This is a genomic window from Gymnodinialimonas ulvae (genome assembly GCF_037543845.1).
Lineage (GTDB): Bacteria > Pseudomonadota > Alphaproteobacteria > Rhodobacterales > Rhodobacteraceae > Gymnodinialimonas > Gymnodinialimonas ulvae.
The window spans coordinates 1,599,447-1,624,716 of record NZ_JBBIFX010000001.1; the positions used below are offsets into that span (position 1 = coordinate 1,599,447).

A 25,270-nucleotide genomic window follows, 5' to 3' on the forward strand; every position below is an offset into this window, starting at 1 on the left:
GCCCATGTGTGGTATCGTTGGCGTTCTGGGCAATCACGAAGTCGCGCCGATCCTTGTCGAGGCGCTGAAGCGGCTGGAATATCGCGGCTATGACAGTGCCGGCATCGCGACGGTGCAGGACGGCACGCTCGATCGTCGCCGCGCGGTGGGCAAGCTGGTTAACCTGTCCGACGCCTTGGTCCATGACCCGCTGTCCGGCAAATCCGGGATCGGCCACACGCGGTGGGCGACCCATGGCGGGCCGACCGTCACCAACGCACATCCGCATCAGGCGGGCCGGGTGGCGGTTGTGCACAACGGCATCATCGAAAATTACCGCGAGCTGCGCGACAGGTTGCGCCATCGCGACTTCGTCACCCAGACCGACACCGAGACGGTCGCGCAATTGTGCGAGGAATTCATGGATCAGGGCATGGGCCCACGGGATGCCGCCACGGAAACGCTCAAGCACCTCGACGGGGCCTATGCATTGGCCTTCCTGTTCGAGGGGGAAGACGACCTGATCGTTGCGGCGCGCAAGGGGTCTCCGCTGGCGATCGGGCATGGCGAGGGCGAGATGTTCGTGGGTTCCGATGCCATCGCGCTGGGGCCGATGACCGACAAGATCACCTATCTGGAAGAGGGCGATTACGCTTTCGTCACCCGCGCCGGAGTGGAAATCCACGATGCCGATGGACGGCTGGCGAACCGCGAGGCGCGCACGATCCCGGTGCAGGCCGCCGCGCTCGATAAGGGTGGGCACAAACACTTCATGGCGAAAGAGATTTTCGAGCAGCCCGTGGTGCTGTCGGATTGCCTGAACCAATATTCCGCTGCGGACCGTGTCACCGTCCCCGAGGGCCTTGATTTCACAAAGACCGACCGGATCACGATGGTCGCCTGCGGTACGGCCCATTACGCCTGCGCGGTGGCGAAATACTGGTTCGAACAGATTGCGGGCCTGCCGTGTGACGTCGATATCGCCAGCGAATTCCGCTATCGCGAGGGGCCGGTTTCGCCCGCATCGACCGCGATTTTCGTCAGCCAGTCGGGCGAGACCGCCGATACGCTCGCGGCCCTGCGGTATGTGCAGGAGAAGGCCGCAAATGTCGTGGCGGTGGTCAACGTGCCGGAGAGCTCCATCGCACGCGAAGCGGATGTCATCGTGCCGATCCTGGCAGGTGTCGAGGTTGGCGTCGCCTCCACCAAGGCGTTCATGAACCAGTTGGGCGTGTTGGCGCATCTGGCGATCCTCGCCGCCCGGCAGCGTGGGAATATCGACGCCGCGCGGGAGGCGGAGTTGCTGCAGGCGTTGCGCGGCATGCCCGCCTTGATCAACCAGGCGCTGGCGCTGGAAGACAGGATCGTCAAGCGCAGTGCACGTCTCGCGGAGGCGCGCTCTGTCTTGTTCCTGGGGCGCGGGGCGATGTTCCCGCTGGCGATGGAAGGCGCACTGAAACTTAAGGAAATCAGCTACATCCACGCCGAGGGCTATGCCAGTGGTGAGCTGAAGCACGGGCCGATTGCGTTGATAGACAAGACGGTTCCGGTCATCGTCCTGGCCCCCAAGGATGCGCTGTTCGACAAGACCGTGTCCAACATGCAGGAGGTCATGGCTCGCGACGGGCGTGTGTGGCTGATCACCGATGCCGACGGCGCGGCGGAGGCCGGGGATGGCACCTGGGCCACCTTGGTGATGCCGCGGGTGGACCCGGTGTTCGCGCCGATGCTCTATGCGATCCCGGCGCAGCTGATCGCCTATCACACGGCGCTGCACAAAGGCACGGATGTGGATCAGCCGCGCAATCTGGCGAAGTCGGTCACGGTCGAATAAGCTGCGACCATGCCCCTGCGCCGGATCATCGCGCGGCAGGGCAACAAGGAACCCGCACCATGGCCAAGCCTTTCGCGCCGCACGACCACGCCGATGTCGGTTGCACCCGGGCACGCTCGCTGCTGCGCGGCGGTTTGGCTGTGCATGCCGCGTGGACTGCACTTCACAGGTTTTGTGGCTTGCCATCGGGAACGGCGCAATGACGCGGCTTGGACCGGTCGATCTTGAGCTGCGCGGGCGCCATGTTGCGTTGGTTCCGCTGCGCCCCGAGCATAGGTCGGCGCTGGCGGCAGCGGTCGGCGATCTACACCGGCTGTGGTACACATCCGTGCCCGATGCAGCAGGAATGGAGGCGGAAATCGCGCGCCGGATCGCGCTGCGTGACGCGGGTTCGATGATCCCGTTCACATTGCTCGACACGCGCGGCACGCCCATTGGCATGACCACCTACATGCACATCGATCATGCGGTGCCACGGGTGGAAATCGGCTCTACCTGGATCGGGCAAACCGTACAGCGCGGCCCCCTGAACACCGACGCCAAGCGTCTGCTTCTGGGCCATGCGTTCGAGATCTGGCATTGTGAAGCGGTCGAGTTTCGGACCCATCGTCTGAACCAGCAATCGCGCCGCGCCATCGAGCGGCTCGGGGCGCAGCTTGACGGTGTGTTGCGCGCTCATCTGCGGATGGAGAACGGCACGATGCGTGACACTGCCTGCTACTCGATCGTGAAAAGCGAATGGCCGACCGTGCGCGCGCATCTGGAGTGGCAGATCGAGAAACCGCGATGACCCCCGACGCAGCATTGGCCGCGCTCAGGGCCGAGGCTGACCCGGCGCGGGCGATTGAGATGGCCGCGTATCACAAGGCCCCGCGGGAATATCTTGGCCTGTCGAATGCGGTGACCGGCGCGTTGGCGACCGAGTGGCGGAAGGGCGCGGTGGATCAGGCGGCGCTGGTGGCGCTGGCGCAGGGATTATGGGACAGCGACATTTTCGAGGCGCGCGTGGCGGCGGGCAAGATGTTCGTACAGGCGCGGATGCGGCCCAACGATGCGCTGGCGTGGGATTGGATCGAGGGCGTGGTGCCTCAGTTCGATTCCTGGGCCATCGCGGATGCGGTGGCGCAAGGCGGGCAGAAGCGCGTTGTGCAGGTGCCACAGCGGCTCGACGTTCTTGAGGAATGGACAGCCTCCCCGCACCTCTGGACGCGCCGGGCGGCGTTCGTGTTTGCCCTGCCGTTTTGCAAGGCGCGCCATCCGTCTGGGGTTGAAGCAGCGGCGCGCGGGCGGGTTATGGGATGGGCGGAGCGGCTTGCCGAGGACCCGGAATGGTTCATCCAGAAGGCTATCGGCTGGTGGCTGCGCGATCTGTCAAAGCACGATCCCGAGGCGGTTCGGTCGTGGCTCGAAACCCATGGCGCGCGGCTTAAACCCTTTGCCCGGAAAGAGGCCGCCCGGCACCTGCCCTGAGCTCTCGCGCGCCTGCGAGCGTGGCCGGGCGTCCTGACCGAGATGGTGGCGATCTTTGTGCGTGGCGCGGCATGGGATGCGAAAGCACTCTCAGACGCTCGGGACACCGCCTTGCAGTACGGTCAGGAACCAGTCGGTGTCGATATTGCCGCCGCAGAGGATCACGCCGACTTTTTTGCCCTGCATCCGGTCGCGCTCCTGCATCAGGGCCGCAAGGGGGGCGGCACCTGCGCCTTCGGCGAGGTTGTGCAGGTCGCGGTAATAGACGCGGATGGCCTCCGCGACCTCGGTGTCGGAGACCGCGAGGATGCGGGCCGCGCCGGTGCTGTAGATGTCGTAGGCCTCCTTGATCGGGACGCGCACGGCCATGCCATCGGCGAAGGTTGTGGCGCTGTCGGTTTCAATCAATTCGCCGGCCTCAACCGAAAGTTTCGCGGTCTGGGCATTGGTACTGACGACGCCAACGACGTTGGCCTTGGCGCCAAGCGCATCGCGGGCGAGGATCGTGCCGCAGATGCCCGAGCCACAGCCAATCGGGACGTAGATCGTGTCGAGGTCCGGCGCGGCGCTCAGAAGCTCATAGGCATAGGTGGCGACGCCGCGGACGAGTTCCTCGTGGAACGGCGGGACGATCATCAGGCCTTCGGCGGCGGCGACGTCGATGGCTTTGGCGCGGGCCTGTTCGAAATCATCGCCATGTTCGATCACCTCGGCCCCGAAGGCGCGCATGGCGGCGTTCTTCTCAACCGAATTGCCATGGGGCACGTAGACCTTGGCGGTGAGGCCTGCGGCGATGGCGGCGCGGGCCTGGCTCTGGCCGTGGTTGCCGCGGGTGGCGGTGCAGATGCCGGGCACGTCCGGGTGAGTGCGTTTGAGCCAGTCGATATAGGTGATACCGCCGCGCACCTTGAAAGCGCCGGTCGGTGTATGGTTCTCGTGCTTGACCCAGACCTCGCAGCCGAGCCTCCGGGCCAATTGCGGCCAGGCATATTGGGGCGTGGGGTGCATCTGGGTGTAGACCAGATCGGCGGCATTGCTGAGGTCTTGGGCAGTGAATTTCATCGGCGTGCTCCGGTTGGCTCAGGCCAGCCTAGGCAGGGCGAGCGGCCCGTGCAAGGCGTGGGTTGCAAGGTTGCAACCAGGGTTTAGGTATCTGAATTTCCACCATAAAACCCATCTTGTTTACCTTTCTTTAACCCCTGATCACAGGATTTCATCACCGCGCATTCATCCACTGGGAAAAGACGGAGAGCGCCGGTTTTGCCTGTCCCTCCACATCATACAGGCCGGACGTCGCATGGAAGGTTTCGGGGTCGTCGGTGAGCTTGAAATAATACGCGCGGTCGATGGGCAGGGCCGCGATCGTGTCGAGATAGACGGCCAGACGCTCGGCCTGATAGGCGGGGTCGGACGGCTCGTTCCAGGGCCACGGGCCGCCGAATTCCGTGACCCAAACGGGTCGGTCGGTCTGCCGCTGCATCCAGGCGACGGCCCCGGGCCAGAGGCCGGGCGCATCGTAAAGGTGGATATCGGCGACGTCGTAATCGGCGATGGCCAGCGCGGCGGAGACACCGGCCTGCGCGGCCTCGTTGAAGGCCATGCCACGGTTGCAGAGCCATTGCCGAGCCTCTTCATCGCGCAGGCCCGGCACGCCGTGCTCATCCCCCTCAAAGCAGAGCGCATGTGACAGGCCCGCGCGCCCTGTGACCCCGCCCAGAACCAACGTGAGGTCAGGGCGTTCGGCGCGGATCACAGCCGCCGCTCGGGCGTGGATCGCAAGGAAATCTGACGTGCTGCCGGGAAAGCGGTTGTCCCATTCATTACCGATCTGGATCGCGTCGAGATCGTCGCCGACGACATGCAGGAGGGTGCGCAGATAGGCCTCGAACGGGGCGTCGTCGCGGATCACGCAGGCAGGTTCGTTGGACGGACCGCAGGCGGCGTCGGGAGCGCGGAGTTCGACGGTGAGCAGGATGTGAAGGTCTGCTGCGCGCAGCTCGGCGATACGGCGTGCGAGGGGGGCGAAGTCGTTAGGCGTGGGGTGGAGCGCGCGGCGTGACCAGGCCTCGGCGATGCGAATGTGACGGACATCGAGATCGGACAGTGCGGCGATGGTGAAGGCGCGGTGATCGGGCTGCGCCACCGGCGGAAAGGCGATGCCAATAATGGGCTCGGCGCGCAATGGGGCGGTGAAGAGCAGGAGGAAAAGGGCGAGAACGAAGCGCATGGCGGCAGCTTGGCGCAGCATGACGCAGGGGACAAGGCGCGCGGAGGCGCCAGTTGTCGGGATGGGGGGCGGCGCTAGTTTGGCGCAGGGTCAAGGAAAGGGACCCCCATGCATATCCTCATCACCGGCGGCAATCGTGGCATCGGGCTTGGACTGGCCGCGCATTACCGCGCGGCGGGCCATGCGGTGACGGCGACATCTCGGGATGGGGCAACGGGCGTGGCACTCGACGTGGCGGATGCGGGGTCGGTGCGCGCGATGGCGGGACAGATCGCAGAGCCGGTGGACTTGCTGGTGTGCAACGCGGGCGTGTTCCACGACCGGGACGAAGCCTTGGCGGGGGGATACGGGGCAGACATGTGGGCAGAGACCTTTGCGGCGAATGTGACGGGGGTGTTCCTGTGCGTGCAGGCCTTGTTGCCGAATTTGCGGGCGGCGGACGGCGCGAAAGTGGCGATCATTTCAAGCCAGATGGGGTCGAGCACCAAGGCCCCAGGAAATGCGTTGATCTATCGGGCGTCGAAGGCGGCGGCGTTGAATTTGGGGATCAACCTTTCGGCGGCGCTGCGGCCCGAGGGGATCGCGGTGGGGATTTACCATCCCGGCTGGGTGCGCACGGACATGGGCGGCGACGCGGCGGCGATCGCGGTGGCGGAAAGCGTGGCGGGCCTGTCGGCGCGGTTCGCGGCGCTGGACCTTGCGACAACGGGGTGTTTCGAGAATTGGGACGGGCGGCCGCATGCGATTTGATGGGGCGGCTCTTGCCTCCTCTGCGCCTGCCCCGTAAGACGCGCCGACGCCAGAGGGACCCAAGACATGCCCACCCTTGTGATGAAATTCGGCGGCACATCCGTCGCCACGTTGGACCGTATCCGGCGCGCTGCCAAACGCGTGGGGCGCGAGGTGGCCAATGGCTACGACGTGATCGTCATCGTCTCGGCGATGAGCGGCGAGACCAACAAGCTGGTGGGCTTCGTCGAGGAGACGGGCGGATTCTACGATGCGCGCGAATATGATGCGGTGGTCTCGTCGGGCGAGAACGTCACCGCGGGGTTAATGGCGTTAACCTTGCAGGAGATGGACGTACCGGCGCGGTCCTGGCAGGGCTGGCAGGTGCCGCTTTTGACCACATCGGCCCATGCCAGCGCGCGGATCGAAGAGATCCCGACCGAGAATATCTCGGCCAAGTTCGCAGAGGGCATGCGCGTGGCGGTGGTCGCGGGCTTTCAGGGGATCAGCCCGGAGGGGCGGATCACGACGCTGGGGCGCGGCGGGTCGGACACCACGGCGGTGGCCTTTGCGGCGGCCTTCGGAGCGGAGCGGTGCGATATCTATACGGATGTAGACGGCGTATATACCACCGATCCACGGATCACATCGAAGGCGCGCAAGCTCCACAAGATCGCGTTCGAGGAGATGTTGGAGCTGGCCTCGCTCGGGGCGAAGGTCTTGCAGACGCGCTCGGTCGAATTGGCGATGCGCTACAATGTGCGCCTTCGGGTGCTGTCGTCGTTCGAAGAGCCGTCGGATGACGCCGGCACGCTGGTTTGTTCAGAGGATGAGATCATGGAAAGCAATGTCGTGGCCGGTGTGGCCTATTCCCGGGACGAGGCGAAGATGACCTTGCAAAGCGTCGAGGATCGCCCCGGCATCGCGGCGTCGATCTTTGGACCGCTGGCAGAGGCGGGCGTGAACGTCGACATGATCGTGCAGAACATCTCTGACGGGGGCATGACGGACATGACGTTCTCCTGCCCGGTGGGCGAGGTGGCGCGGGCCGAGAAGGCGATGGCGGATGCCAAGGCGGCGGGCGATATCGGGTTTGCCGGGCTCGTCGCGGATACCGACGTGGCCAAGGTGTCGATCGTGGGGATCGGGATGCGGAGCCATGCGGGCGTAGCCTCGAAAATGTTCCAGACGCTGCGCGACGAGGGGGTGAACATCAAGGTCATCACCACGTCCGAGATCAAGGTCAGCGTGCTGATCGACCGGAAGTACATGGAGCTGGCCGTGCAAGCGCTGCATGATGCGTTCGGGTTGGAGAAGGCGGCCTAGGGCGGCGATTGGGGTCGCGTGTCGAGCGCGGGTGCAAGCAGGCGCTGACCTTTCAGAAAAAAAAGCCCCCGGCCACGAGGACCGGGGGAAGTCAAGTTCATCAGGCGCGCATCAGCGCGTGTGAACGGCGCGGCCCCGAGGCAGAGGGGCGGCGCAGGTGATCCGGGCAAGGCGCGCCGGATCAGGCGGCCAGAGGCAGATCTGGCCGGACGTCTGGAGTGGGCGGCACGGAGGTCGCGGCTGTCAGCATCGCCGCCGCCCGGAGCAGGCGGGCACGGCTGCCGCCGATCCGCGTGATCGGGGTATTTGCAAGCGTCTGACGGCGCGCGATGACGTATTCGTCGCCAACCCGGTAAGCGATTTCGATATCGATCAACGCCTCAAGGCAATATGCGAAGCGATCGCGCCTGGCCCAGAGGACGTTGGCCTCCAGCACGAGGATGCCACCGGCGGTCAGACCGATGCGGTCAGCGAGGTCCTTGGGAGGAAATATTGTCATCATCTTGGCTCCAAATTGCCGGCGCAGGCCGGATCGTGATCCGAAGTTGTCCACAGGTCTGCCCCCAATGTTGGGGCTGTGGATAACTTTGCAACGACATATAGGGGGGAATTGTTCCCGATGGCGCGTCATTTTTCTGCACGAAGGCGTGTGTTCGAAGCGATCAAGGGGGGATCAGGAGGTGGAGCCGTCCGCGCCCCCTGCCCCGTTTGCACGACGCGTGGGCCAGATCTCCAGTACCGCGGCCACCAGAACCAGAGCGCCACCTAGGATTTCGGCGAAGCTCAGGGTTTCGCCCGCCCAGAGCGCAGCGGTGGCGGTCCCGATCAGGACCTCGGCCATCAGCAGGATGCCGACCCGGGCCGGGTCGAGGCGGGCGGCGGCCCACATCAGCGCGGCCATGGCCGTCCCCCACCAAAGCGCGCCGGTGCCGATGGCGACGGGGATCAGGGCAGCGGGATTTGCGATAGCCCCGAGATCCGGCCAGGGCGCGAGGAGCGGGGCAAGCGCGAGGCTGGTCAACGCGGCCCCGAGGGTGAAGATGAAGCCTGCGGTGATCGGCTCAACCTCCGGGCGGAGCCGGACGCCCGTGGTCGACACGGCCCAGATCATGCCCGCAAGCAAGGCCATCCATTCGCCGATTCCGCGCGGCAAAGGCACCTGCCCACCCGCGCCGAGCATGACGAGAAGCCCGGCGAGACCGGCAAAAATCGCCCACAGACGCAGGCGCGTGGTGGGCCAGCCAAGGATAAACCGCGTGATCAGCGTGCTCCAGATCGGGGTCAGGAACCACAGCAGGATGATCATCGCGACGCGGCCATAAACAAAGCCGATGGAATAAAGCGCAAAGGCCGCCCCCCCGAGCGCCACGGCCGTCAGTGCCATGGGATCGGCGGCGCGCACGGCATCGGTGCGGCGCAGGATGCGGGGCAGCAACAGGAGGCTGCCCGTGAGCGTGATGGCGAAGGTGCCCCATGCGCCGGGCAGGCCCATTTCCGCGATTTGGCGAACGGGCATCCAGTAAAGGCCGTAGAGCACGCCGATGGCGATCACGATGGCGGTGGCCAGACGGGTTTCGCGCGCGAGGATCATGGCACCGGCGTAGCGGGCGCGCGGGATGGGTGCAATGCGGGCGGCGACGATCACATTTTTGCATTCGGCGAAAACGTGATGAAGGGGGGTGCGACATTCCTGCTAGGCTGCATGCACAGGGACAATTTGAGAGGTTCAGTTATGCGATATGGTTTGGCGGCGGCGCTGATCTGTGCTGCAGCACCTGGGTTTGCCCAGGGCGAAGATGTGGAAATCCGGGGCGAGGTGATCGACACCTGGTGCTATTTCTCGGGCGTGATGGGCGGGCCCGACGCGGTGCAGGGCACGGCGCATCATACCTGCGCGATCTGGTGCTCGGCGGGTGGCATTCCGGTGGGCCTGCTGGCCGATGACGGCACGGTTTACATGATCCTGGCCATCGGCGGCGATGACCAGAGCGCAAGCGGTCAAACGCAGTTGGAATTGGCGAGCCATGAGGTCACCGTGTCGGGGCAGCATTTCGCGCGCGACGGGTTGAACTATCTGGTGATCGACGCAGTGGTCGAGGACCACGGCATCACCAATATCAATCACACGGATTTCGGCGTCGTTCCCGGCTTCGCAATCCCCAATCCGGAGGGCTGAAACGATGTGGAAATATATGATTCCGTTGGCGTTTCTGGCAGCACCCGCCGCAGCGCAGGAGGGCCCGTTCTCGGAAGGCTCCGAGGCGCGGTCCTGGAACCTGGCGTGGGAGGAACCGGCGCGGTTCGAGGCGGACGTCGTTGATATGTTGTGCGAAGTGGCGGGCGATTGCGCCAATGCCTGCGCCACGGGACGCCAATTGGGACTGCTGCGCGCGGCGGACGGCGTGCTGACGTATCCCAACAAGAACAATCAGGGGATTTTCACCGGCGCGGCCGTTGATTTGCAGCCATTTTGCGGGATGCAGGTCGAGGTGGACGGGTTGATGATCGAGGATGAGTTCCTCGGCGCGACCAATGTCTACCTGGTGCAAATGATCCGCGAGGTCGGGTCCGAGGACTGGGTCACGGCCAATGGCTGGACCGCGGCCTGGGCCGAAGAGCAGCCCGAGGCGGCCGCACAGGACGGGCGGTGGTATCGCAACGATCCGCGCGTGCTGGCCGAGATCGAAGCGGACGGATACCTGGGCACCGGCGAGACCTGGACAGAGGCATGGGAGATAACACGTTGAGATTGCTGGCATTCGCGATATCTCTCTGCGCCGGGGCGGCCTCGGCGCAATCGTTGGAGGACGGGCTTGGCGGGGCGTTCGAATTGATCGACCACACCGGGGCCGTGCGCACGGAGGCAGACCCGGACGGGCAGCCGCAACTGGTGTTTTTCGGCTATGCGAATTGCCAGGAAATCTGCTCGGCGGTGTTCCCGACGATGGCGTCGATCGTGGAAATCCTGGAGGCGGACGGGACGGCCCTACGCCCGGTGATGATCACCGTCGATCCAGAACGCGACACGGTGGAGACGATGGCGGAGGCGCTGCATGTGCACCACCCGGCGTTTGTCGGCCTGACCGGATCGGAGGCCGCGTTGCAGGTGGCCTATGACGCCTACTCCGTTGAATTCGAAGAGCTATTCGTCGATCCGTTTTATGGCACGGTGTTTTCGCATGGCTCGTTCATCTATTTGCTGGACGGGGCGGGCGAGGTTCTGACGCTGTTGCCGCCGGTGCTGGGGCCGGAGATGATGGCCGAGATCGTCGGCGGTTATCTGGAGGCGTCCTGAGGTGAACAGACGGCGGTTTTTGATCGGCGCGGGTGCGCTTGCGCTGGTGGGCGCGGGCTTTGCGGCGACGGAGGGGCGGAACCTGTTTTATGCCGCTTTGTCGGAAAATGTGGGCGAACAGATCCGCGTTGGAGCCGCCCATGAGATGGCGCAGGCGGGTGAGATCGTGTTGATCGACATTCGCCGTCCGGACGAATGGGAGGCGACCGGATCGCCCGCGTCGGGGCATCGGCTGGATATGCGGCGCGACGATTTTTCCCAAGCATTGCTGGAGCTTACGGGCGGCGCTACGGATGCGCGGGTCGCCCTGATTTGTGCGCGCGGGGTGCGATCCTCGCGGCTGACGAACCGGCTGATGGAGGCCGGATTTACCAACATCATCGACGTGCCGGAGGGCATGCTGGGGTCGGGCGCAGGGCCCGGATGGATCAGGGAAGGATTGCCGGTTGATCGCTCGTAAATGTTTGACGGCGCTTGGTGTGTTGCTGGCCGCCGCTGTGCCTGCGCTTGCCGATTGTGCGGGCGTCGAGGGCGCCTGCGAGGTGCCGATGGGCGCCTACCATATCGCGCTTCCCGAGGGCGAGGGTCCGTTTCCAGCGGTGATGATGCTGCATGGCGCGGGCGGGCGCGGCGAAGGCATGGTGAACATGCTGCGCGCCGCCGTCACCGCGCGGGGCTATGCGTTGATCGGGCCGCAGGGCCTGCAGCGCGAAGGGTCCCGGTTCGGCTCGACCTGGTCGTTTCACCCCGAGTTCGAGCCGATCCGCGACGAGGCCGCGTTCTTCGAAGAGGTGCTGAGCCACGCGGCGGAGACCCACAATGTTGACCGGCAAGATATTGTAATCGCGGGTTTTTCCATTGGCGGGTCCATGACCTCCTACCTGGCCTGCGCCGCGCCCGGCATCGCGCGGGCCTATGCGCCGGTGGCGGGGTCGTTCTGGCGACCGCATCCGGCGCTGGATGCCTGTGCGGGGCCCGTGGATGTGCTGCATACCCATGGCTGGACCGACGGAACGGTGCCCATCGAGGGCCGTGTTTTCCGCGATGGAACGGTGCGGCAGGGGGATGTTTTCGCGGGCATGGAGATCTGGCGCGAGACCAATGGATGCGACCGCTCCGCGCCCGATGAGATCAACAATGACGGTTTCTACTGGCAGCGGATCTGGACGTCATGCGACGCGGGATCGCTGCGCTTTGCGCTGTTTCCTGGCGGACATGCGGTGCCGCGCGGATGGGCCGACCTGGCGCTGGATTGGTTTGAGGCGCTGCCCCGCGACTGAGCTCTGCGGAACAATTATGCGCACAATTGCACGGGTTTTTCCGAAATTGCGTCGAGATGAACGGGGTTTTGCGGCGGCGGAGCGGAGGACCGCGGGTCCGTGGAGGGGCTGAGGGCTTATTCGGCCGCGTCGGGCAGATCGCCGAGCGTGGCGCGCAACTCTGCGCGGTGGGCCTTGGCGGCGCGAATGATCGCCGGCGCGGCGTAGACCTCGGGCGTGCCCATGGCGCGCGCGGTGGCCCGGAAGCGGGTCAGGTTCAGGCCCGAGAGCGCCGAAAGCGGTACGGCCATGGCCAGCGACACCGCAATCGGCAGCAGCCAGAACGAGACAATCCCCGCCCCCATCCCCGCGATCAGGCCGATGCCAGCGACGGTTTCCAGCCAGTGAAATTTCAGCATCGACCAGACGGAATACTTCCCGGCGGCGCGGGTCTGCGGTTTCCAGTCGACGCGCAAGCCCAGGGTCGTGCGGAGCACGGCGAGGGTCTGTTGCACCATCAGGATCGGCGCATAGAGGATCGACAGGATCAGTTCGGACACGAAGGAGGCGGCGAAGCGGATCGGCCCGCCAAGTTCCGCGATGCGAACGCCGATGGAGCCTACGGCGGCCGCGCCAAGCGCCTTGGGGGCGAGCAGCATGCCGTACATGAACACCAGCAGCGCGCTGGAATGCACGACGGTCATCTCGGGCCATTGCACCTGTGGGTTGAGGCCGGAGAAGTAGCGGATCACGTTTTGCTCGGTGCCCGTGCCGATCAGGGCCCAGACCATCAGGAGCGCGAACCACATCGGCGACAAGAGGTAGCTGATCGCGCCGTGGAAGAGGTGGAAGCGCGAGACGCCGTGAAAGCCGCGCGAGGCCAGCAGCTTGAGGTGTTGCAGGTTGCCCTGGCACCAGCGTTGGTCGCGGATCACGTAATCGATCAGGGTGGCGGGGACTTCCTCGTAGCTGCCCTTGATGCGCGGCGAGAAGCGCACGCCCCACCCGGCGCGGCGCAAAAGCCCCGCCTCGACGAAGTCATGGCTCAGGATCAGCGCGCCCTTGCCGGTGCCCCGACCCATCAACGGGCGGATTTTCGGCAGGCCCGCGCAGGAGGCGAAGGCGGCGGTGCGTATAATGGCGTTGTGGCCCCAGTAATTGCCCTCGCGGTCGGACCAGGTGGCCAGCCCCTCGGCCAGGCCCGCGCCGTAGATCGTCGAGGCGAATTGCTGCACCCGAGCGAAGACGGTTTCGGCCCCGAAGAGTTGCGGCACCGATTGAATCAGCCCGGCGGAGGCATCGGTCGAAAGCTCATCGGTGAGTGCCACGATGGCGGCGCCCGACATCAGGCTGTCGGCGTCGAGCACCAGCATCGCGTCATGGGCCCCGCCCCAGTTTTCCACCCAATCGGCCAGATTGCCGACCTTGCGGTCGGTGTTCATGGCGCGGCGGCGGTAGTGCAGGCGAATATGATCCGGCAGGCGCGCGCGCAGGGTTGCGAAGGCGCGCAGTTCCTGCTCGGCGGTGGCCGCGTCGCGGGTGTCGGACAGGATGAAGAGCGTGTAGCGGTGGCCGGTCGGATGCGCGTCGAGTTCTTCGAGCATGGCGCAGGCATTGCCGAAGACGTCCCATGGCACCTCGTTATAGCACGGCACCAGCAGGGCCACATCCATCGCAGGCCCCGGTTTCGGGGCGGTGGCGGGACGGCTCAGCGCGAGGCGCGCGACGCCGATGGTGACGGTCGAGACCGACAGCGAGATCCAGAAGAACGTCAGCGCGATCAGCGTGACCAGCGCGATTTCGAACCCGTTGAGCCCGCCCATTGCGAACCAATCGGTGAACGCCGCGACCAGGGCCAGCGTGGTGGCGAAGGCCGGGATGAAGGTGGCCAGCCGCCACATCCACGCGCGGGTGTGAGCGATGCCGGGGGCGGCTTTGTCGGTATAAGGCGCGCGCAGGTCCTGGACCGGGTGGGCCAGAGGCGCATGCGGTGGCATGTAGGGATCGACGCGGGGCAGCGGGGCCGTCATGCCGACCACCGGTAGAGCCAGACTTCCGTCGCAGGCTCCCCATCCTTCAGCAGTTGGGCGCGCAATTCCATCGACGGGTGATCCTGCGGATCAACGGCAAAGGTCAGGCGCAGGCCACCGGTGCCGGGGTTGCGCTCCAGCACGCCTTCGGTGGTGGTGCCCCGGCTGGATTGCACAACGCGTGTGAAGTCCGCCGGATCGCCCGCGACCGTTTCGTGATCGGCAAAGTCGATGGCAATCAGGGTTTGCGTGCGGTTCCAATTGCCGCCGATGGCTGTGTTCATCACGCGCGCCACATCGCGGGGGCGTTCGGGTTCGGCGCACCAATCCATGCCGTAGGTGAAGCGATATTCGGTGCCTGCGGTCAGGCCGCCCCGGGGCCGCCAATAGGCGACGATATTGTCGTAGATTTCCAGCTCGGACGGGATTTCGACCAGTTGCACCGAACCCGAGCCCCAGCCTTCGCCGGGCGTGATCCAAAGCGCGGGGCGGCGTTCGTAATGGGCCTCGAAATCCTCGAAATCGGCGATGTCGCGGGCGCGTTGCACGAGGCCGAAGCCAAGCGGATCGGTGTCGACGAACGACGAGACCTGCAACATGTCGGGGTTCTTGAGCGGGCGCAGCAGCAGCTCGCCGTTGCCGTTGTGGATCATCAGCCCGTCATTGTCGTGCACGGCGGGGCGGAAATCGTCATGGCCCGCGCGGTTCGTCTGATCGTAGAGGAACATGGAAGTGAGCGGCGCGAGGCCGACATCGGGCAGGTCGACGCGGGGGTAAAGCGTCGCCTCGACCTCCATATGGGTGACGGGGCCGGGCGTGATGCGAAAGGTGTAGGCACCGGTGCAGCTGTCGCCATCCAAAAGCGCATGGAGCACCTGCGTGGTGTCGCCGGGCATTGGCGACTCCAACCAGAAGCGGGTGAATTCGGGAAATTCCTCGCCCGCGTCGGTGGCGGTGCCGATGGCGAGCCCGCGCGCGGAGAGGCCGTAGTTCATGCCGGTGCCGATGGCGCGGAAATAGCTGGCCCCTTGGAAGACGGCAAATTCGGTGAAGATGTCGGGGCGTTCGAGGGCGGCGCGCAGGCGCAGGCCGGAATAGCCCATCGTCTCGGTGATCGGCAGATCGGGAAACTGGTCGGTGCGGTCGAAGAGCGACAGGTCAAACGCGAGGGTCTGCGCCTCGCCGCCCTGGACGACGTTCACCTCGACCGGACGCGGGAAGTAGAGGCCGGGGTGGAAGAAATCGACCTTGAAGGGGCGGTCTTCGTCCATCCAGAGGCCACGCTGGGGGTTGAACCACATCCAGCGGTATTCGTCGTAGGTCAGGTCCTGCCAGCCCTGCGGCACCTCGGGGAGTGGTTGGTAGGGCTGCTGGCTGAGGCGGCGGGCCTCGGCCTCCAGCCAGGCGCGGTCGAAGGGATGAGCGGTGCCATCGCGGAACATCGGCAGACCCACCGCGGGGCTTGCGGCGAGGGCAGCGAGCAGGGCGAGCGTGTCACGGCGGTTCATCATTTGTTTTTCACGCGCCAGGGTTGGCCTTTGAAATAGCTCGCCGCGTAGGCGGTCAAGATCAGGACGGCGCAGCCGAAGCCGTTGACTAGCAGCGTCATGGCGACATCGCGGCCCAGGACATCCATCGCGAAGCCGTTGAACCGCGCGATGAAGATCGACACGACGAAGACGGCGAGGCTTTGCTGCCCGACCTTGAGGAAGGTGTTGAGCAGCGGCGCCCAGAGATTGCGCCCGACCCAGCCCGCGCCCGCGCGCAGCCGGTCGCCACCATCGCCCGCGATGACCCATGCGAGGTAGGCGAGCGACAGGAATTGCACATAGCGCAGAATGCCGAAATCGGTCTTGGAGATCAGTTGCCGGTTCTCGATGCGCCAGTCGCGGGCCCAGTCAAAACCGAACTCCCGCACGCCGATGCTGCTGAGGGGGATGTTGGCCAGCACGATGAACGCGGCCAGCCCGATCAGCAAAGCGTTGACCGGCGGCTTGGGGATCCAGCCGCGCATGAAGGCGAAGCCGGTGAAGAAGACCAGTTGCCAGCCGAACGGGTTCAGGAACCAGCGGCGTTGCCAATCGTCGCTGCCGACCCACGGCTCGGCGGTAAAGTTGAGGTAGGGCAGGCCAAGGGCTTCGGTGAAGCCGCGCTGCGCGAAGAACCACAAGATGAGGGAGACCGCCGCAAGCGCGCCCAGATGCACACGGGCCAGCGCGTAATATACGGGCATCATCGCGAGGATCACCATGTACATCGGCAGGATGTCGAACAGGTTCGGCACCCATTGCAGCGTCATGAAGCGAAACAGCATGTCGGGGTTGGCCCAGAGGTCGTCCTGATGTTCGACGAAGAGCATCCAGAGGTTCATCTGGCCCCAGTAATTGCGGTCGGTGAAGGGCAGATCGGTGAGGAACACCAGCAGCGCTGCGGTGGCGAAGAAGAGGCCGACATGGGCCCAGTAGACCTGCCAGATGCGATAGCCGACGCGCACGGAGCCAAGCCCGATCCCGGCACGATCAAAGGTGCGCCCGAAGGCGATGGCCGAGGCCATGCCCGAGCAGAAAACGAACATCTCGGTCGCGTCCGAAAAGCCCCATCGCGCGGGGATCCAGGCGGTCAGGAAATTGCCGGGCGTATGGGCGAAGAGGATGATGAACATCGCCATGCCGCGGAAAAAATCGAGGCGGATGTCGCGCACAGTCGGGGCCGCAGCACCCTGTGCGGCGGCGGAAGGGGTCGGTTTGAAGGTTGGACTCGTGCTTACCATGGCCACCGGGCGTGTCCTTTATTCCGCAGGAACGCGCAAGGGGGTGGACCGGTTCCCGAGCATCTCGCGGCGGGTGCGCGCGAAAGTATCGTCGCGTCCGGCGCGGCGGGCGGAGCGTTCGTCGATCATCTGCGCGGCCTCGGACATACGGCCTGCGCGCAGGCCCGCGTCGATGGTCAACCGCTCGAACACGTCGCGTTGCGCATGCGAGCCACCGGCCAGTTGCATGTGCTTGCGCGCGCGGGCGAGGCCGCGGAAGGCGGTGGCGTAATCGCCCTCGCCGAAGGCTTCGAGACCGAGGGCGGCGGCGGTGCCGGGATTGGCCATGCGCAAGGCAACCTCGCCCTGCCCGGTCGCGCCGTCCTGCGCGATGCGCGCGACAAGCTTGGCGGTGGCGTCTTCGCGGCGTCCGCCGATCAGGGCCAGAAGGTAGTGCAGATCGGCAAAGATCAGCGAGCCGTCATCGGTGCGCGCGGCGGAAACATCGGCCAGCTCATCCCAACGGGTGCCGACGTCGATGCCTTCAAGTTCGAGCCGCATCAGAAGCGAGGTGGCGTTGGAGATATCGCGGTAATCGTCGGTCTTGTCGGCCCGGATCAGCGTGTCGTAGAGGTCGAGCACGATATCGGTCTGTCCCAGATCGAGATGCATCAGCGCCTTGTGCCACCAGACGTGATAGCGGAAATTGTTGCAATGCGCCCAGGCAGCCTCGCGGCCTTTGAGCCAATTCAGGCCCTTCGCGGGCTCGGCGACCATATCGTAGACATGGGCCACGGCATGCAGGCCCCAGGCGTCGTCGGGCGAGAATTCCAGCGCGGCGGATCCGGCAGCGGCGGCACGGCCATATTCGCCGGTTTCCTCAAGCGCGAAGGCGTGGCAGCCCATGACATAGCCACGGGCGGGATGGTCGGCACCGTAGGCGGGCATGACCTGTTCGATGGAGCGGCGCATGCCCTGGGCGTCGCCAAGGATGAAGCGGATCGCGTGGCTGATCTTCATCGCAAGCGGGTCGCCGGGATGGGTCAGCAGCACCTGGTCGAGATGCGCAACGGCCTTGGACGGATAGCCGCCAAGCCAGACATCAAGCCCGTCGATGAAGGCCCGTTCGCGCGGCGTGACGGGGCGGTTGCGGTCGGAGGCGCGGGCGATATTGGCCGCCTCCTGCGCGGTCTGGACAAGCTCCCGCCGGCCCAGAAGCAGGAGGAAGAAGCCTTTCACGGCATGGGCGAGCGCGAAGTTCGGATCGGCGTCCAGCGTCTTGGCAAGGTGGTCGGGCGTGGCCGCGCTGTGGGCGAGAAACGCCTGTTGTGTCTGCGTCCAATGCGCCAGCCCCGCGCCTGCGGTGATCGTGGTCGGCTGCCCGAATGCGTCGAAGTGCGTCATACGCCTGTCCGATTCTGAAAGTAACTTCCACCTTCAGGTAGACTATGGCCCGGCTTGCGCGAAGCCTCGTCCGGCCCAGATGACGGACATGTGAGCCGTGGACAGGTCCGTGTGAACGGATATACGCCGAAACGCGGGCGAATCGGCGGATTTTTGCTTTATTTTCAGGTGTAAACGTTCCGAGAGCGCCTGATTTGGCGGCACCTGTGCCTAAGCGTCGGGCGCGTCGCGGCGCCCTGCGAGCCAGTCGAGGACGGCCTGCGTATCCTCGCCCAGATGCGGTGGCGGACGGCGGTAGGTGACCGGCGTGGCGGAGAATTTCAGCGGATTGCCGATAAGCTCGACACCGCCACGATCAACGCCGGGCTTGGCCATGTCGATGCGCATGCCACGGGCCGCGACCTGGTCGGAGGCAAAGGTCTGCTCCACGGTATATACGGGGCCGACGGGGACCTTGCGCCCCTCTAGCCCTGCAACGATATCTGCTTGATACTGCTCGAACATCAGCGCTTCGAGCATGGGGATAAGCGCCTCGCGGTTGCGCACGCGATTGGCATTCGTGGCAAAGCGCGGATCATCGGCGAGGTCGGGCCGTCCGAGGAAATCGCAAAAGCGTATATACTGCGTGTCATTGCCCACCGCGACGAGCACGTGGCCATCGGCGCAGGCAAAGGTCTGATACGGCACGATGGTGGCATGTTCATCGCCCCGGCGCGGGCGGGGTTGGCCGGTGGTGAGGTGTGCCACGCCCTCGTTGATCATCCAGGCGACGGTGGCATCGACGAGGCTGAGGTCGATATGCTGCCCCTGCCCGGTCTGATCGCGGTGGCGCAGCGCGGCGAGGATCCCGGTGGTGGCATACATGCCGGTCATGACATCCGCGATGCCGACGGCGACCTTGGCGGGCGGGCCATCCTTGGCGCCGGTGAGCGCCATGATCCCGGAATAGCCTTGCGCCATAAGGTCATAGCCGGGCTTTTCGCGATGCGGGCCGGTTTGGCCGAAGCCGGAGATCGAGCAATAGACAAGCTGTGGATAAGCTGTGAGCAAGCTGTGGAAATCCAACCCGTACTTTTCGAGGCCGCCGGGTTTGAAATTCTCGATCACGACATCGGCGCGGGCGGCGATGTTGCGGATCGTCTCCTGCCCCTCGGGCGTAGCGATATCGACACCGACCGAGAGCTTGTTGCGGTTGGTGCACATGAAATAGCTGCTGAGGTCGGTGGGCGTGCCGTCGGAGCCATTGGCAAAGGGCGGGCCCCAGCCGCGGGTGTCATCGCCGCGTTCCGGGTGTTCGATCTTGATGATCGTGGCCCCGAGATCGCCCAGGGCCTGCGTGCAGGTCGGACCGGCAAGGATGCGTGACAGGTCGAGAACGATGAGCCCGTCGAGCGGCCCCTTGAGGCCGGTGCCGTCGTAGGTTTGCGGACCTTCAGATGCGCCCATCGTAGCCTCCCTTTTCAATTTGCGCCGCGATCACGGTGAAGGTGTCGGCGGTCAAAGCGGTCTCAATGGCGGCGCGCAGCTCGGCCCGGTTGGTGACATCAACCCCGGCGCCGCCCATCGCACGGCCCATGGCAGCGAAATCGTGACGGTGGGCGTAATCGACACCGGCGTTGGCGAGTTGGCGTTCGCGCTGTTTCTTTTCGATCAGCGCAAGCGAGGCGTCGACGAAGGTGATGATGATGGGTTTGAGACCCAGCTCTGCGGCGGTGGTCAGATCACCGGGGCTCATTAAAAATCCGCCATCGCCGACGAAGGCCACGGCGGGGCGGTCGGGTTCGGCGAGGGCGAGGCCGATGGCCATCGGCACGGCGCAGCCCATGGTGCACAGACCGGACGATTGGATGACGGATTTGGGATAGGGCGCCTCCCACATCTGGGACAGCAGGATGCGGTGCGCGCCGCTGTCGACGGAGATGCGCGTGTCGGGCGGCAGGGCGGCGCGGGCCTCGGCGATGACACCGGCAGGGCCCCACGCATCGTCGTGCGGAAACGCCTTGGCCAGGGCGGCCTTGGTGGCGGCGGGCTCGCCTTCGGGCCAGGTGTCATGGGGGCGGGTGCTGGACAAGGCCGCCAGCCCTGCCCCGATATCGCAGGTGAAGCTGAGCGTGGCTTGATGCATGTAGTGGTGGTTCGGTGCCGCCTGAAGGTCGATCACGCGCTGGGTTTCGGGATCCCAGATCTCGCGCCAGCCAGGGCGCATCTCGATGGGATCGTAGCCTGCGCAGATGATCAGGTCAGCCTTTCGGACAAGCGGCAAGAGGTGGGTGTCGGCCAGAGGCGATAGACCTGCACCGCCAAGGGCCAGCGGGTGGTTTTCGGGGATCACGCCCTTGGCTTTGTAGGTCGTGATGACGGGGATTGAATAGGTCTCGGCGAAACGCTGCAGGTCGGGGGCCGCGGTATCGGCCATAACGTCGAGGCCCGCGATGATCAAAGGGCGCTTTGCCTGCAGCATCCATGCATCGGCCAATCCAAGCGCCTCACCAAAAGGCGCGACAGAGCGATCCGCCATCCGGCGGCGGCCTTTGGGCAGGCTCGGCGCGTCGGCCACTGCGATGGGCACGTCGATGAGGACAGGGCCCTGCCGGCGCTCCATCGCGATGGCGACGGCCTTGTCGGCGATGGTGTCGGCCTCCCCGGAGGTCAGCGTGAATGTCGCCTTGGTGACGGGGGCAAGCACGGCGCGGTGGTCGAGCACCTGATGGGTATAGGTCAGCGCCTCGTCGGCATCGAGGCAGCCGGTCAGCACGACCATTGGCACGCGGTCCTGTTCGGCATTGGCCACGACATTGACGGCGTTCATCAACCCCGGACCGACGGTGGCCACCAGAATGGCGGGCGCGCCGTCGACATGGTGCACCGCCTCGGCCATGAAGCCGCCGGCGTTTTCGTGTTTCACCAGATGGAACGCGATCCCGGCCTTTTCCAGCGCGTCGACAATCGTGAGCACCTCGCCGCCGGGCATCCCGAAGGCATGGCGGCATCCGGCCTCGAAAAGCCTGCGCGCGACCAGATCCGCCGCTCTGAAATCTGCCATGGTATGCCTCCTGCCCCGGTTGCAGAAGCCCCTACCCCATCGCGCGCCCGCCTCCAAGCGCGGCATGGATCAAAGCCGCGTGTGCGGGCGCGTGTGCGGGTGGGGCGGGGGCGGTTGCCGGGGGCCGTGTGGAAACACTCAATCCCGAAGCCGCCCCTTGACCCCATCCGTGTGACGCCCGACGTTGGGCCCCATGTTTCCGATCCGCGACCACAACCCGTCCAACCGCACGCCAATTGTCACCTGGGCCCTGCTTGTGGCCAATGTGGTGATCTTCCTGAGCTATTTCCCGGCACTGTCGGGCAGTCAGGCGGATCTTCTGAGCTTCTATCAGGAGTGGGGCTTGATGGCCGGCGAGACGACGCAAAACGGCATCGGGCGCGGAATGGTGACGCATATGTTCCTGCACGGAGGCTGGATGCATCTGATCGGGAATATGCTGTTTTTGTATATTTTCGGCGACAATCTTGAGGATCTGATGGGGCATCTGGGCTTCGCGGCCTTCTACCTGCTTGGCGGGTTGGCGGCGGCCTATGGTCAGATCCTGGCCGATCCCCTGTCAGACGTGCCGATGGTGGGTGCGTCGGGCGCGATTGCGTCGGTGATGGGGGGATATCTGTTGATGTTCCCGCGCGCGCGGATTGACGTTTTGGTGATCCTGGTGGTGTTCATCAAGGTCTTCACGATCCCGGCCTGGCTGATGCTGGGGCTGTGGTTCGGGCTGCAATTGGTCAGTGGATTGCAGATGGACCTTGTGGGCGGCGGGGTTGCCTATTGGGCGCATGCGGGAGGGTTTGTCGCCGGTGTGCTGCTGACGCTGCCCATGTTCTTGCGGCGCGGGGGAGCGGCGTTTTGGGCCGCGTTCGGCGGCAAGCCGCCCCATGACGAGGTCGAATACCGGGTCGAGAAGCGCCGCTCCGGCATCCCGCGTGTGCGCCGGGTGCGCTCAGTCCAAGGGATGGACCGGCCGTTGTCGGACCTGGCCCGGGTGCCGCGCAGCGGGACGCCGCGCGGGCCGCGAGGGCCATGGTCGGGCGGGCGATAAGCCGCGTGCCACACCGCGAAGCGTGAGGTCGCGTGCCACGCCGACGAGCGTGAGGCCAGATCAGGCGCGTTCGGAATATTCCATCGTTTCGGTGTTCACGACGATATCTTCATCCTGCCCCACAAACGGCGGCACCATGACCTTGACGCCATTGTCGAGCGTGGCGGGCTTGAACGAATTTGCCGCCGTCTGGCCCTTTACGACCGGCTCGGTCTCGACGATCTTGCAGGTGACCTTCTGCGGAAGCGTCGCGTTGAGCGCCTCTTCCTCGTAGAATTCCACGACGATGGTCATGCCGTCCTGCAGGAACGGGCGGCGCTCGCCCAGAAGATCGGCGGGCAGCTGGATTTGTTCATAGGTTTCGGCATCCATGAACACGAGCATCCCGTCGTCTTCATACAGGAATTGCTGATCCTTCTGCTCCAGGCGCACGCGCTCGACTTTGTCGGCGGATCTAAACCTTTCATTAAGCTTTGATCCGTTACGCAGGTTGCGCAGTTCGACCTGCGCAAACGCACCGCCCTTTCCGGGCTTTACATGATCCACCTTAACGGCGGCCCAGAGACCGTCATTATGCTCAAGGACGTTCCCTGGCCGTATCTCATTTCCGTTGATTTTTGGCATGTGGCAAAACCTTGGCAAAACCTTGAGAATTTGTTGACGCGCCCTATATATCGGCGTTGGAGGGGTGTCCATACACCGGAAAACGTGCAGTTTCCCGCCGATCTATGCATCTGGCGAATACCACACATGCGAAAATCGCATGCCACAAATGCACAGAATCCGGGCATACCGAACGGCACGCCGAAAAATGCAAGAGCAAAAAAAGGATACCGCATGCGGGATTTTGTTGATGGGACTGCCTTCAACTTCGAACAGGGAACTCGGGCGCGCAAATTGTTTGCCGCCGTTGTCCTGGCGGCGTTGGACGATGCAATCGCCGACGACAAGAAATATGGCAACGGACCGGAGCAGATCGCACGGTGGGCGCGCTCGCGGGATGGCCGCGAGGTCTTGTCCTGCGCGGGTATCGACCCGAACGAACGTGTCGTGAACGGTCTCATGGCCTTTGTCGGAAATGGCGTGCGCACCTCAGTGGCGTTGAGCCGCGAGGAAAGCGAACGGCGCAGCCAGGCCGAAGCGGCCTGAGCGATCCCAAAAGACGACAAGCTGCCAGCTTCGAAAACGCGCCCCTCTGCAGGGCGCGTTTTTCGGTTTCGGGGGTGGTGTTCGCCCGTGCGCCCGCACAGGTTGGGCGAAAGCGCTCGGAGGATGGCATGGCAGACGCGGACATCGGATTGATCGGGTTGGGGACGATGGGATCGGCGCTGGCGCTGAACATCGCGGAGAAGGGCTTTACGGTTGCGGTGTTCAACCGGACGACGGCCAAGACCCACGCGTTTGTCGAAGAGGCCGGCGATCTGGCGGCGCGAGTGGTGCCGTGTGAGACGCTGGAGGCGCTGACCGCTGCTGTGCGCGGCCCGCGTGCAGTGCTTTTGATGGTGCCCGCAGGCGCGCCGGTGGATGACCAGATCGCGGCGCTGGACCCCTATCTTGGGGTCGACGACCTGATCATCGACGCGGGCAATGCAAATTTCCGCGATACGATGCGGCGCATGGAGACGCTCGACCGCCCGTTCCTGGGCGTGGGCGTTTCCGGCGGAGAGGATGGCGCACGGCACGGCCCGGCGATCATGGCGGGCGGCGACAAAGCGCATTGGGATCGGGTCGAGCCGATCCTGACGGCGATTTCCGCGAAATTCGACGGCGTGCCCTGCGCCGCGCATCTGGGGGAGACCGGCGCGGGCCATTTCGTCAAAGCCGTACACAACGGCATCGAATATGCCGACATGCAGCTGATCGCCGAGACCTACGGGCTGATGCGCGACGGCTTGGGGATGGCAGCGGCGGACATCGCACCGGCCTTCGCACACTGGAACGAAGGGCGATTGTCCTCCTACCTGATCGAGATTTCCGCCGCGGTCGCCGCCGCCCATGACGCGACCACGGACGGCCCATTGCTTGACGTGATCGTCGACGCGGCGGGCCAAAAGGGCACTGGACGCTGGACCGCGATCGAGGCGCAGCATCTGGGCACGCCGATCCCGGTGATCGAGGCGGCGGTGGCCGCGCGCAACATGTCGGCGCGGCGCGATTTGCGCGCGGCACTGGCCGACACATTCGGCGGGACGGAGCGGTTGCAGCTTGGCGAAGACAGGCTGGAGGCGGCGCTGACCTGCGGCAAGGTGCTGTGTTACACGCAAGGGTTCGACATGCTGCGCGCCGCCGCGCGTGCGTTCGAGTGGTCGTTGATGCGCGAGGACGTGGCCCGCAATTGGCGCGCGGGCTGCATCATCCGCTCGGCCATGCTCGACGATATGGCCGAAGCATTCGAGGTCGCGCCGGGCAAGACCCTGATGGAGGCGCCACATTTTGCCGACATCCTGTCGCAGACCATCGGCGCGTTGCGCGAGGTGGTCGTCACGGCCAGCGCCGCGGGCCTGCCGGTTCCCGCGATGGCCGCCGCGTTGGGCTATTTCGACACAATGCGCCTGGAGCGCGGGACCGCGAACATGATCCAGGGGCAGCGGGATTACTTCGGGCTGCACGGGTTCCAGCGGCTCGATAGCGGCGAAAGCGGGCAGCATGGGCCCTGGGCGGAGGGATAATTTGCAGGCAAATCGGGGCACAAGGCTTTCGTGGTTTTTTCGAAACCACTGCCGCTGCTGGTGTCCTTCGGGCGTTCCGGGAGCTTTCTGCGAAAGCGCCGGATGGTGCGGGCGGTGGGACTCGAACCCACACGGGCCAAGGCCCCACGGATTTTAAGTCCGATATGTCTACCAATTCCATCACGCCCGCAGCGTCTTCACGCCTAGCGGG

General features: G+C 65.1%; 24 protein-coding genes and 1 tRNA gene. 13 read left to right on the plus strand and 12 right to left on the minus strand.

Going from position 1 to position 25,270, the window contains the following annotated elements; genetic code table 11:
* Positions 1–4 precede the first annotated feature (4 nt).
* The 3 genes from glmS (at position 5) to V8J83_RS07705 (ending at position 3,283) form a co-directional block, all read left to right on the plus strand.
* Positions 5–1,813, plus strand: coding sequence for a glutamine--fructose-6-phosphate transaminase (isomerizing) (gene glmS, locus V8J83_RS07695; RefSeq protein ID WP_339985110.1), 1,809 nt, complete (start codon positions 5–7; stop codon positions 1,811–1,813).
* Between the two features lie 199 nt (positions 1,814–2,012).
* On the plus strand, positions 2,013–2,603 hold the full coding sequence (locus V8J83_RS07700) for a GNAT family N-acetyltransferase (protein ID WP_339985112.1): 591 nt from the start codon (positions 2,013–2,015) through the stop codon (positions 2,601–2,603).
* Positions 2,600–3,283, plus strand: a complete 684-nt coding sequence (locus V8J83_RS07705) for a DNA alkylation repair protein (protein WP_339986027.1) — start codon at positions 2,600–2,602, stop codon at positions 3,281–3,283. The genes V8J83_RS07700 and V8J83_RS07705 overlap by 4 nt, the downstream gene beginning before the upstream one ends.
* Positions 3,284–3,373: 90 nt before the next feature.
* Here V8J83_RS07705 and V8J83_RS07710 read toward each other — a convergent pair whose 3' ends face one another.
* Both V8J83_RS07710 and V8J83_RS07715 read right to left on the minus strand, forming a co-directional pair.
* Entirely contained in the window at positions 3,374–4,345 is a 972-nt protein-coding gene (locus tag V8J83_RS07710) for a threonine dehydratase (RefSeq protein ID WP_339985114.1), read from the minus strand.
* 154 nt (positions 4,346–4,499) lie between these two features.
* Positions 4,500–5,510: a glycoside hydrolase family 113 protein gene (locus V8J83_RS07715; protein WP_339985116.1), complete on the minus strand. Its 1,011-nt coding sequence runs from the start codon at positions 5,508–5,510 to the stop codon at positions 4,500–4,502.
* 108 nt (positions 5,511–5,618) lie between these two features.
* Between V8J83_RS07715 and V8J83_RS07720 the strand changes: the two genes are divergently transcribed.
* On the plus strand, positions 5,619–6,260 hold the full coding sequence (locus tag V8J83_RS07720) for an SDR family NAD(P)-dependent oxidoreductase (protein ID WP_339985118.1): 642 nt from the start codon (positions 5,619–5,621) through the stop codon (positions 6,258–6,260).
* 66 nt (positions 6,261–6,326) lie between these two features.
* The gene (locus tag V8J83_RS07725) at positions 6,327–7,565 is read left to right on the plus strand and encodes an aspartate kinase (RefSeq protein WP_339985120.1); all 1,239 of its coding nucleotides are present in this window, start codon (positions 6,327–6,329) and stop codon (positions 7,563–7,565) included.
* A gap of 181 nt (positions 7,566–7,746) precedes the next feature.
* Here V8J83_RS07725 and V8J83_RS07730 read toward each other — a convergent pair whose 3' ends face one another.
* Both V8J83_RS07730 and V8J83_RS07735 read right to left on the minus strand, forming a co-directional pair.
* Positions 7,747–8,064, minus strand: coding sequence for a hypothetical protein (locus V8J83_RS07730; RefSeq protein WP_339985122.1), 318 nt, complete (start codon positions 8,062–8,064; stop codon positions 7,747–7,749).
* A gap of 174 nt (positions 8,065–8,238) precedes the next feature.
* Positions 8,239–9,156, minus strand: a complete 918-nt coding sequence (locus V8J83_RS07735; RefSeq protein ID WP_339985124.1) for a DMT family transporter — start codon at positions 9,154–9,156, stop codon at positions 8,239–8,241.
* Between the two features lie 141 nt (positions 9,157–9,297).
* Here V8J83_RS07735 and V8J83_RS07740 point away from each other — a divergent pair, with 141 nt between their 5' ends.
* The 5 genes from V8J83_RS07740 to V8J83_RS07760 are packed head-to-tail and all read left to right on the plus strand — an operon-like array spanning position 9,298 to position 12,140.
* Positions 9,298–9,741 (plus strand): hypothetical protein, encoded by a 444-nt coding sequence (locus V8J83_RS07740; RefSeq protein WP_339985127.1) that lies wholly within the window; start codon positions 9,298–9,300, stop codon positions 9,739–9,741.
* Positions 9,742–9,745: 4 nt separating this feature from the next.
* Positions 9,746–10,312 (plus strand): hypothetical protein, encoded by a 567-nt coding sequence (locus V8J83_RS07745; protein WP_339985129.1) that lies wholly within the window; start codon positions 9,746–9,748, stop codon positions 10,310–10,312.
* On the plus strand, positions 10,309–10,860 hold the full coding sequence (locus V8J83_RS07750; protein WP_339985131.1) for an SCO family protein: 552 nt from the start codon (positions 10,309–10,311) through the stop codon (positions 10,858–10,860). Before V8J83_RS07745 ends, V8J83_RS07750 begins: the two co-directional genes overlap by 4 nt.
* 1 nt (position 10,861) lies before the next feature.
* Positions 10,862–11,320 (plus strand): rhodanese-like domain-containing protein, encoded by a 459-nt coding sequence (locus V8J83_RS07755; protein ID WP_339985133.1) that lies wholly within the window; start codon positions 10,862–10,864, stop codon positions 11,318–11,320.
* Positions 11,307–12,140, plus strand: coding sequence for a CE1 family esterase (locus V8J83_RS07760; RefSeq protein ID WP_339985135.1), 834 nt, complete (start codon positions 11,307–11,309; stop codon positions 12,138–12,140). Before V8J83_RS07755 ends, V8J83_RS07760 begins: the two co-directional genes overlap by 14 nt.
* A gap of 116 nt (positions 12,141–12,256) precedes the next feature.
* On the opposite strand, the gene mdoH is transcribed toward V8J83_RS07760, so the two are convergent.
* From mdoH to V8J83_RS07790, 6 genes are all read right to left on the minus strand, one after another.
* Entirely contained in the window at positions 12,257–14,149 is a 1,893-nt protein-coding gene (mdoH, locus tag V8J83_RS07765) for a glucans biosynthesis glucosyltransferase MdoH (RefSeq protein ID WP_339985137.1), read from the minus strand.
* On the minus strand, positions 14,146–15,660 hold the full coding sequence (locus V8J83_RS07770) for an OpgD/OpgG family glucan biosynthesis protein (RefSeq protein ID WP_439649761.1): 1,515 nt from the start codon (positions 15,658–15,660) through the stop codon (positions 14,146–14,148). The genes mdoH and V8J83_RS07770 overlap by 4 nt, the downstream gene beginning before the upstream one ends.
* Complete coding sequence (locus V8J83_RS07775; protein ID WP_339985141.1) at positions 15,657–16,919, minus strand: OpgC family protein; 1,263 nt, start codon at positions 16,917–16,919, stop codon at positions 15,657–15,659. Before V8J83_RS07775 ends, V8J83_RS07770 begins: the two co-directional genes overlap by 4 nt.
* Before the next feature lie 18 nt (positions 16,920–16,937).
* A complete protein-coding gene (locus V8J83_RS07780; RefSeq protein WP_339985143.1) occupies positions 16,938–18,302 on the minus strand; it encodes a tetratricopeptide repeat protein in 1,365 nt (454 codons plus the stop codon).
* Positions 18,303–18,512: 210 nt separating this feature from the next.
* The gene (locus tag V8J83_RS07785; protein WP_339985145.1) at positions 18,513–19,748 is read right to left on the minus strand and encodes a CaiB/BaiF CoA transferase family protein; all 1,236 of its coding nucleotides are present in this window, start codon (positions 19,746–19,748) and stop codon (positions 18,513–18,515) included.
* Entirely contained in the window at positions 19,735–21,345 is a 1,611-nt protein-coding gene (locus tag V8J83_RS07790; protein ID WP_339985147.1) for a thiamine pyrophosphate-binding protein, read from the minus strand. Before V8J83_RS07790 ends, V8J83_RS07785 begins: the two co-directional genes overlap by 14 nt.
* Positions 21,346–21,538: 193 nt before the next feature.
* Here V8J83_RS07790 and V8J83_RS07795 point away from each other — a divergent pair, with 193 nt between their 5' ends.
* Positions 21,539–22,390, plus strand: a complete 852-nt coding sequence (locus tag V8J83_RS07795) for a rhomboid family intramembrane serine protease (protein ID WP_339985149.1) — start codon at positions 21,539–21,541, stop codon at positions 22,388–22,390.
* Between the two features lie 60 nt (positions 22,391–22,450).
* Here V8J83_RS07795 and efp read toward each other — a convergent pair whose 3' ends face one another.
* Positions 22,451–23,014 carry an elongation factor P gene (gene efp, locus V8J83_RS07800; RefSeq protein WP_339985150.1) on the minus strand — a complete coding sequence of 188 codons (564 nt, stop codon included), beginning with the start codon at positions 23,012–23,014 and terminating at the stop codon, positions 22,451–22,453.
* A gap of 213 nt (positions 23,015–23,227) precedes the next feature.
* On the opposite strand from efp, the gene V8J83_RS07805 reads away from it, so the two are divergent.
* Entirely contained in the window at positions 23,228–23,539 is a 312-nt protein-coding gene (locus tag V8J83_RS07805) for a DUF6280 family protein (protein ID WP_339985152.1), read from the plus strand.
* 128 nt (positions 23,540–23,667) lie between these two features.
* On the plus strand, positions 23,668–25,059 hold the full coding sequence (gene gnd / locus V8J83_RS07810; RefSeq protein ID WP_339985154.1) for an NADP-dependent phosphogluconate dehydrogenase: 1,392 nt from the start codon (positions 23,668–23,670) through the stop codon (positions 25,057–25,059).
* Positions 25,060–25,162: 103 nt separating this feature from the next.
* On the opposite strand, the gene V8J83_RS07815 is transcribed toward gnd, so the two are convergent.
* A tRNA-Leu gene (locus V8J83_RS07815) sits at positions 25,163–25,249 on the minus strand.
* Between the last annotated feature and the right edge of the window lie 21 nt (positions 25,250–25,270).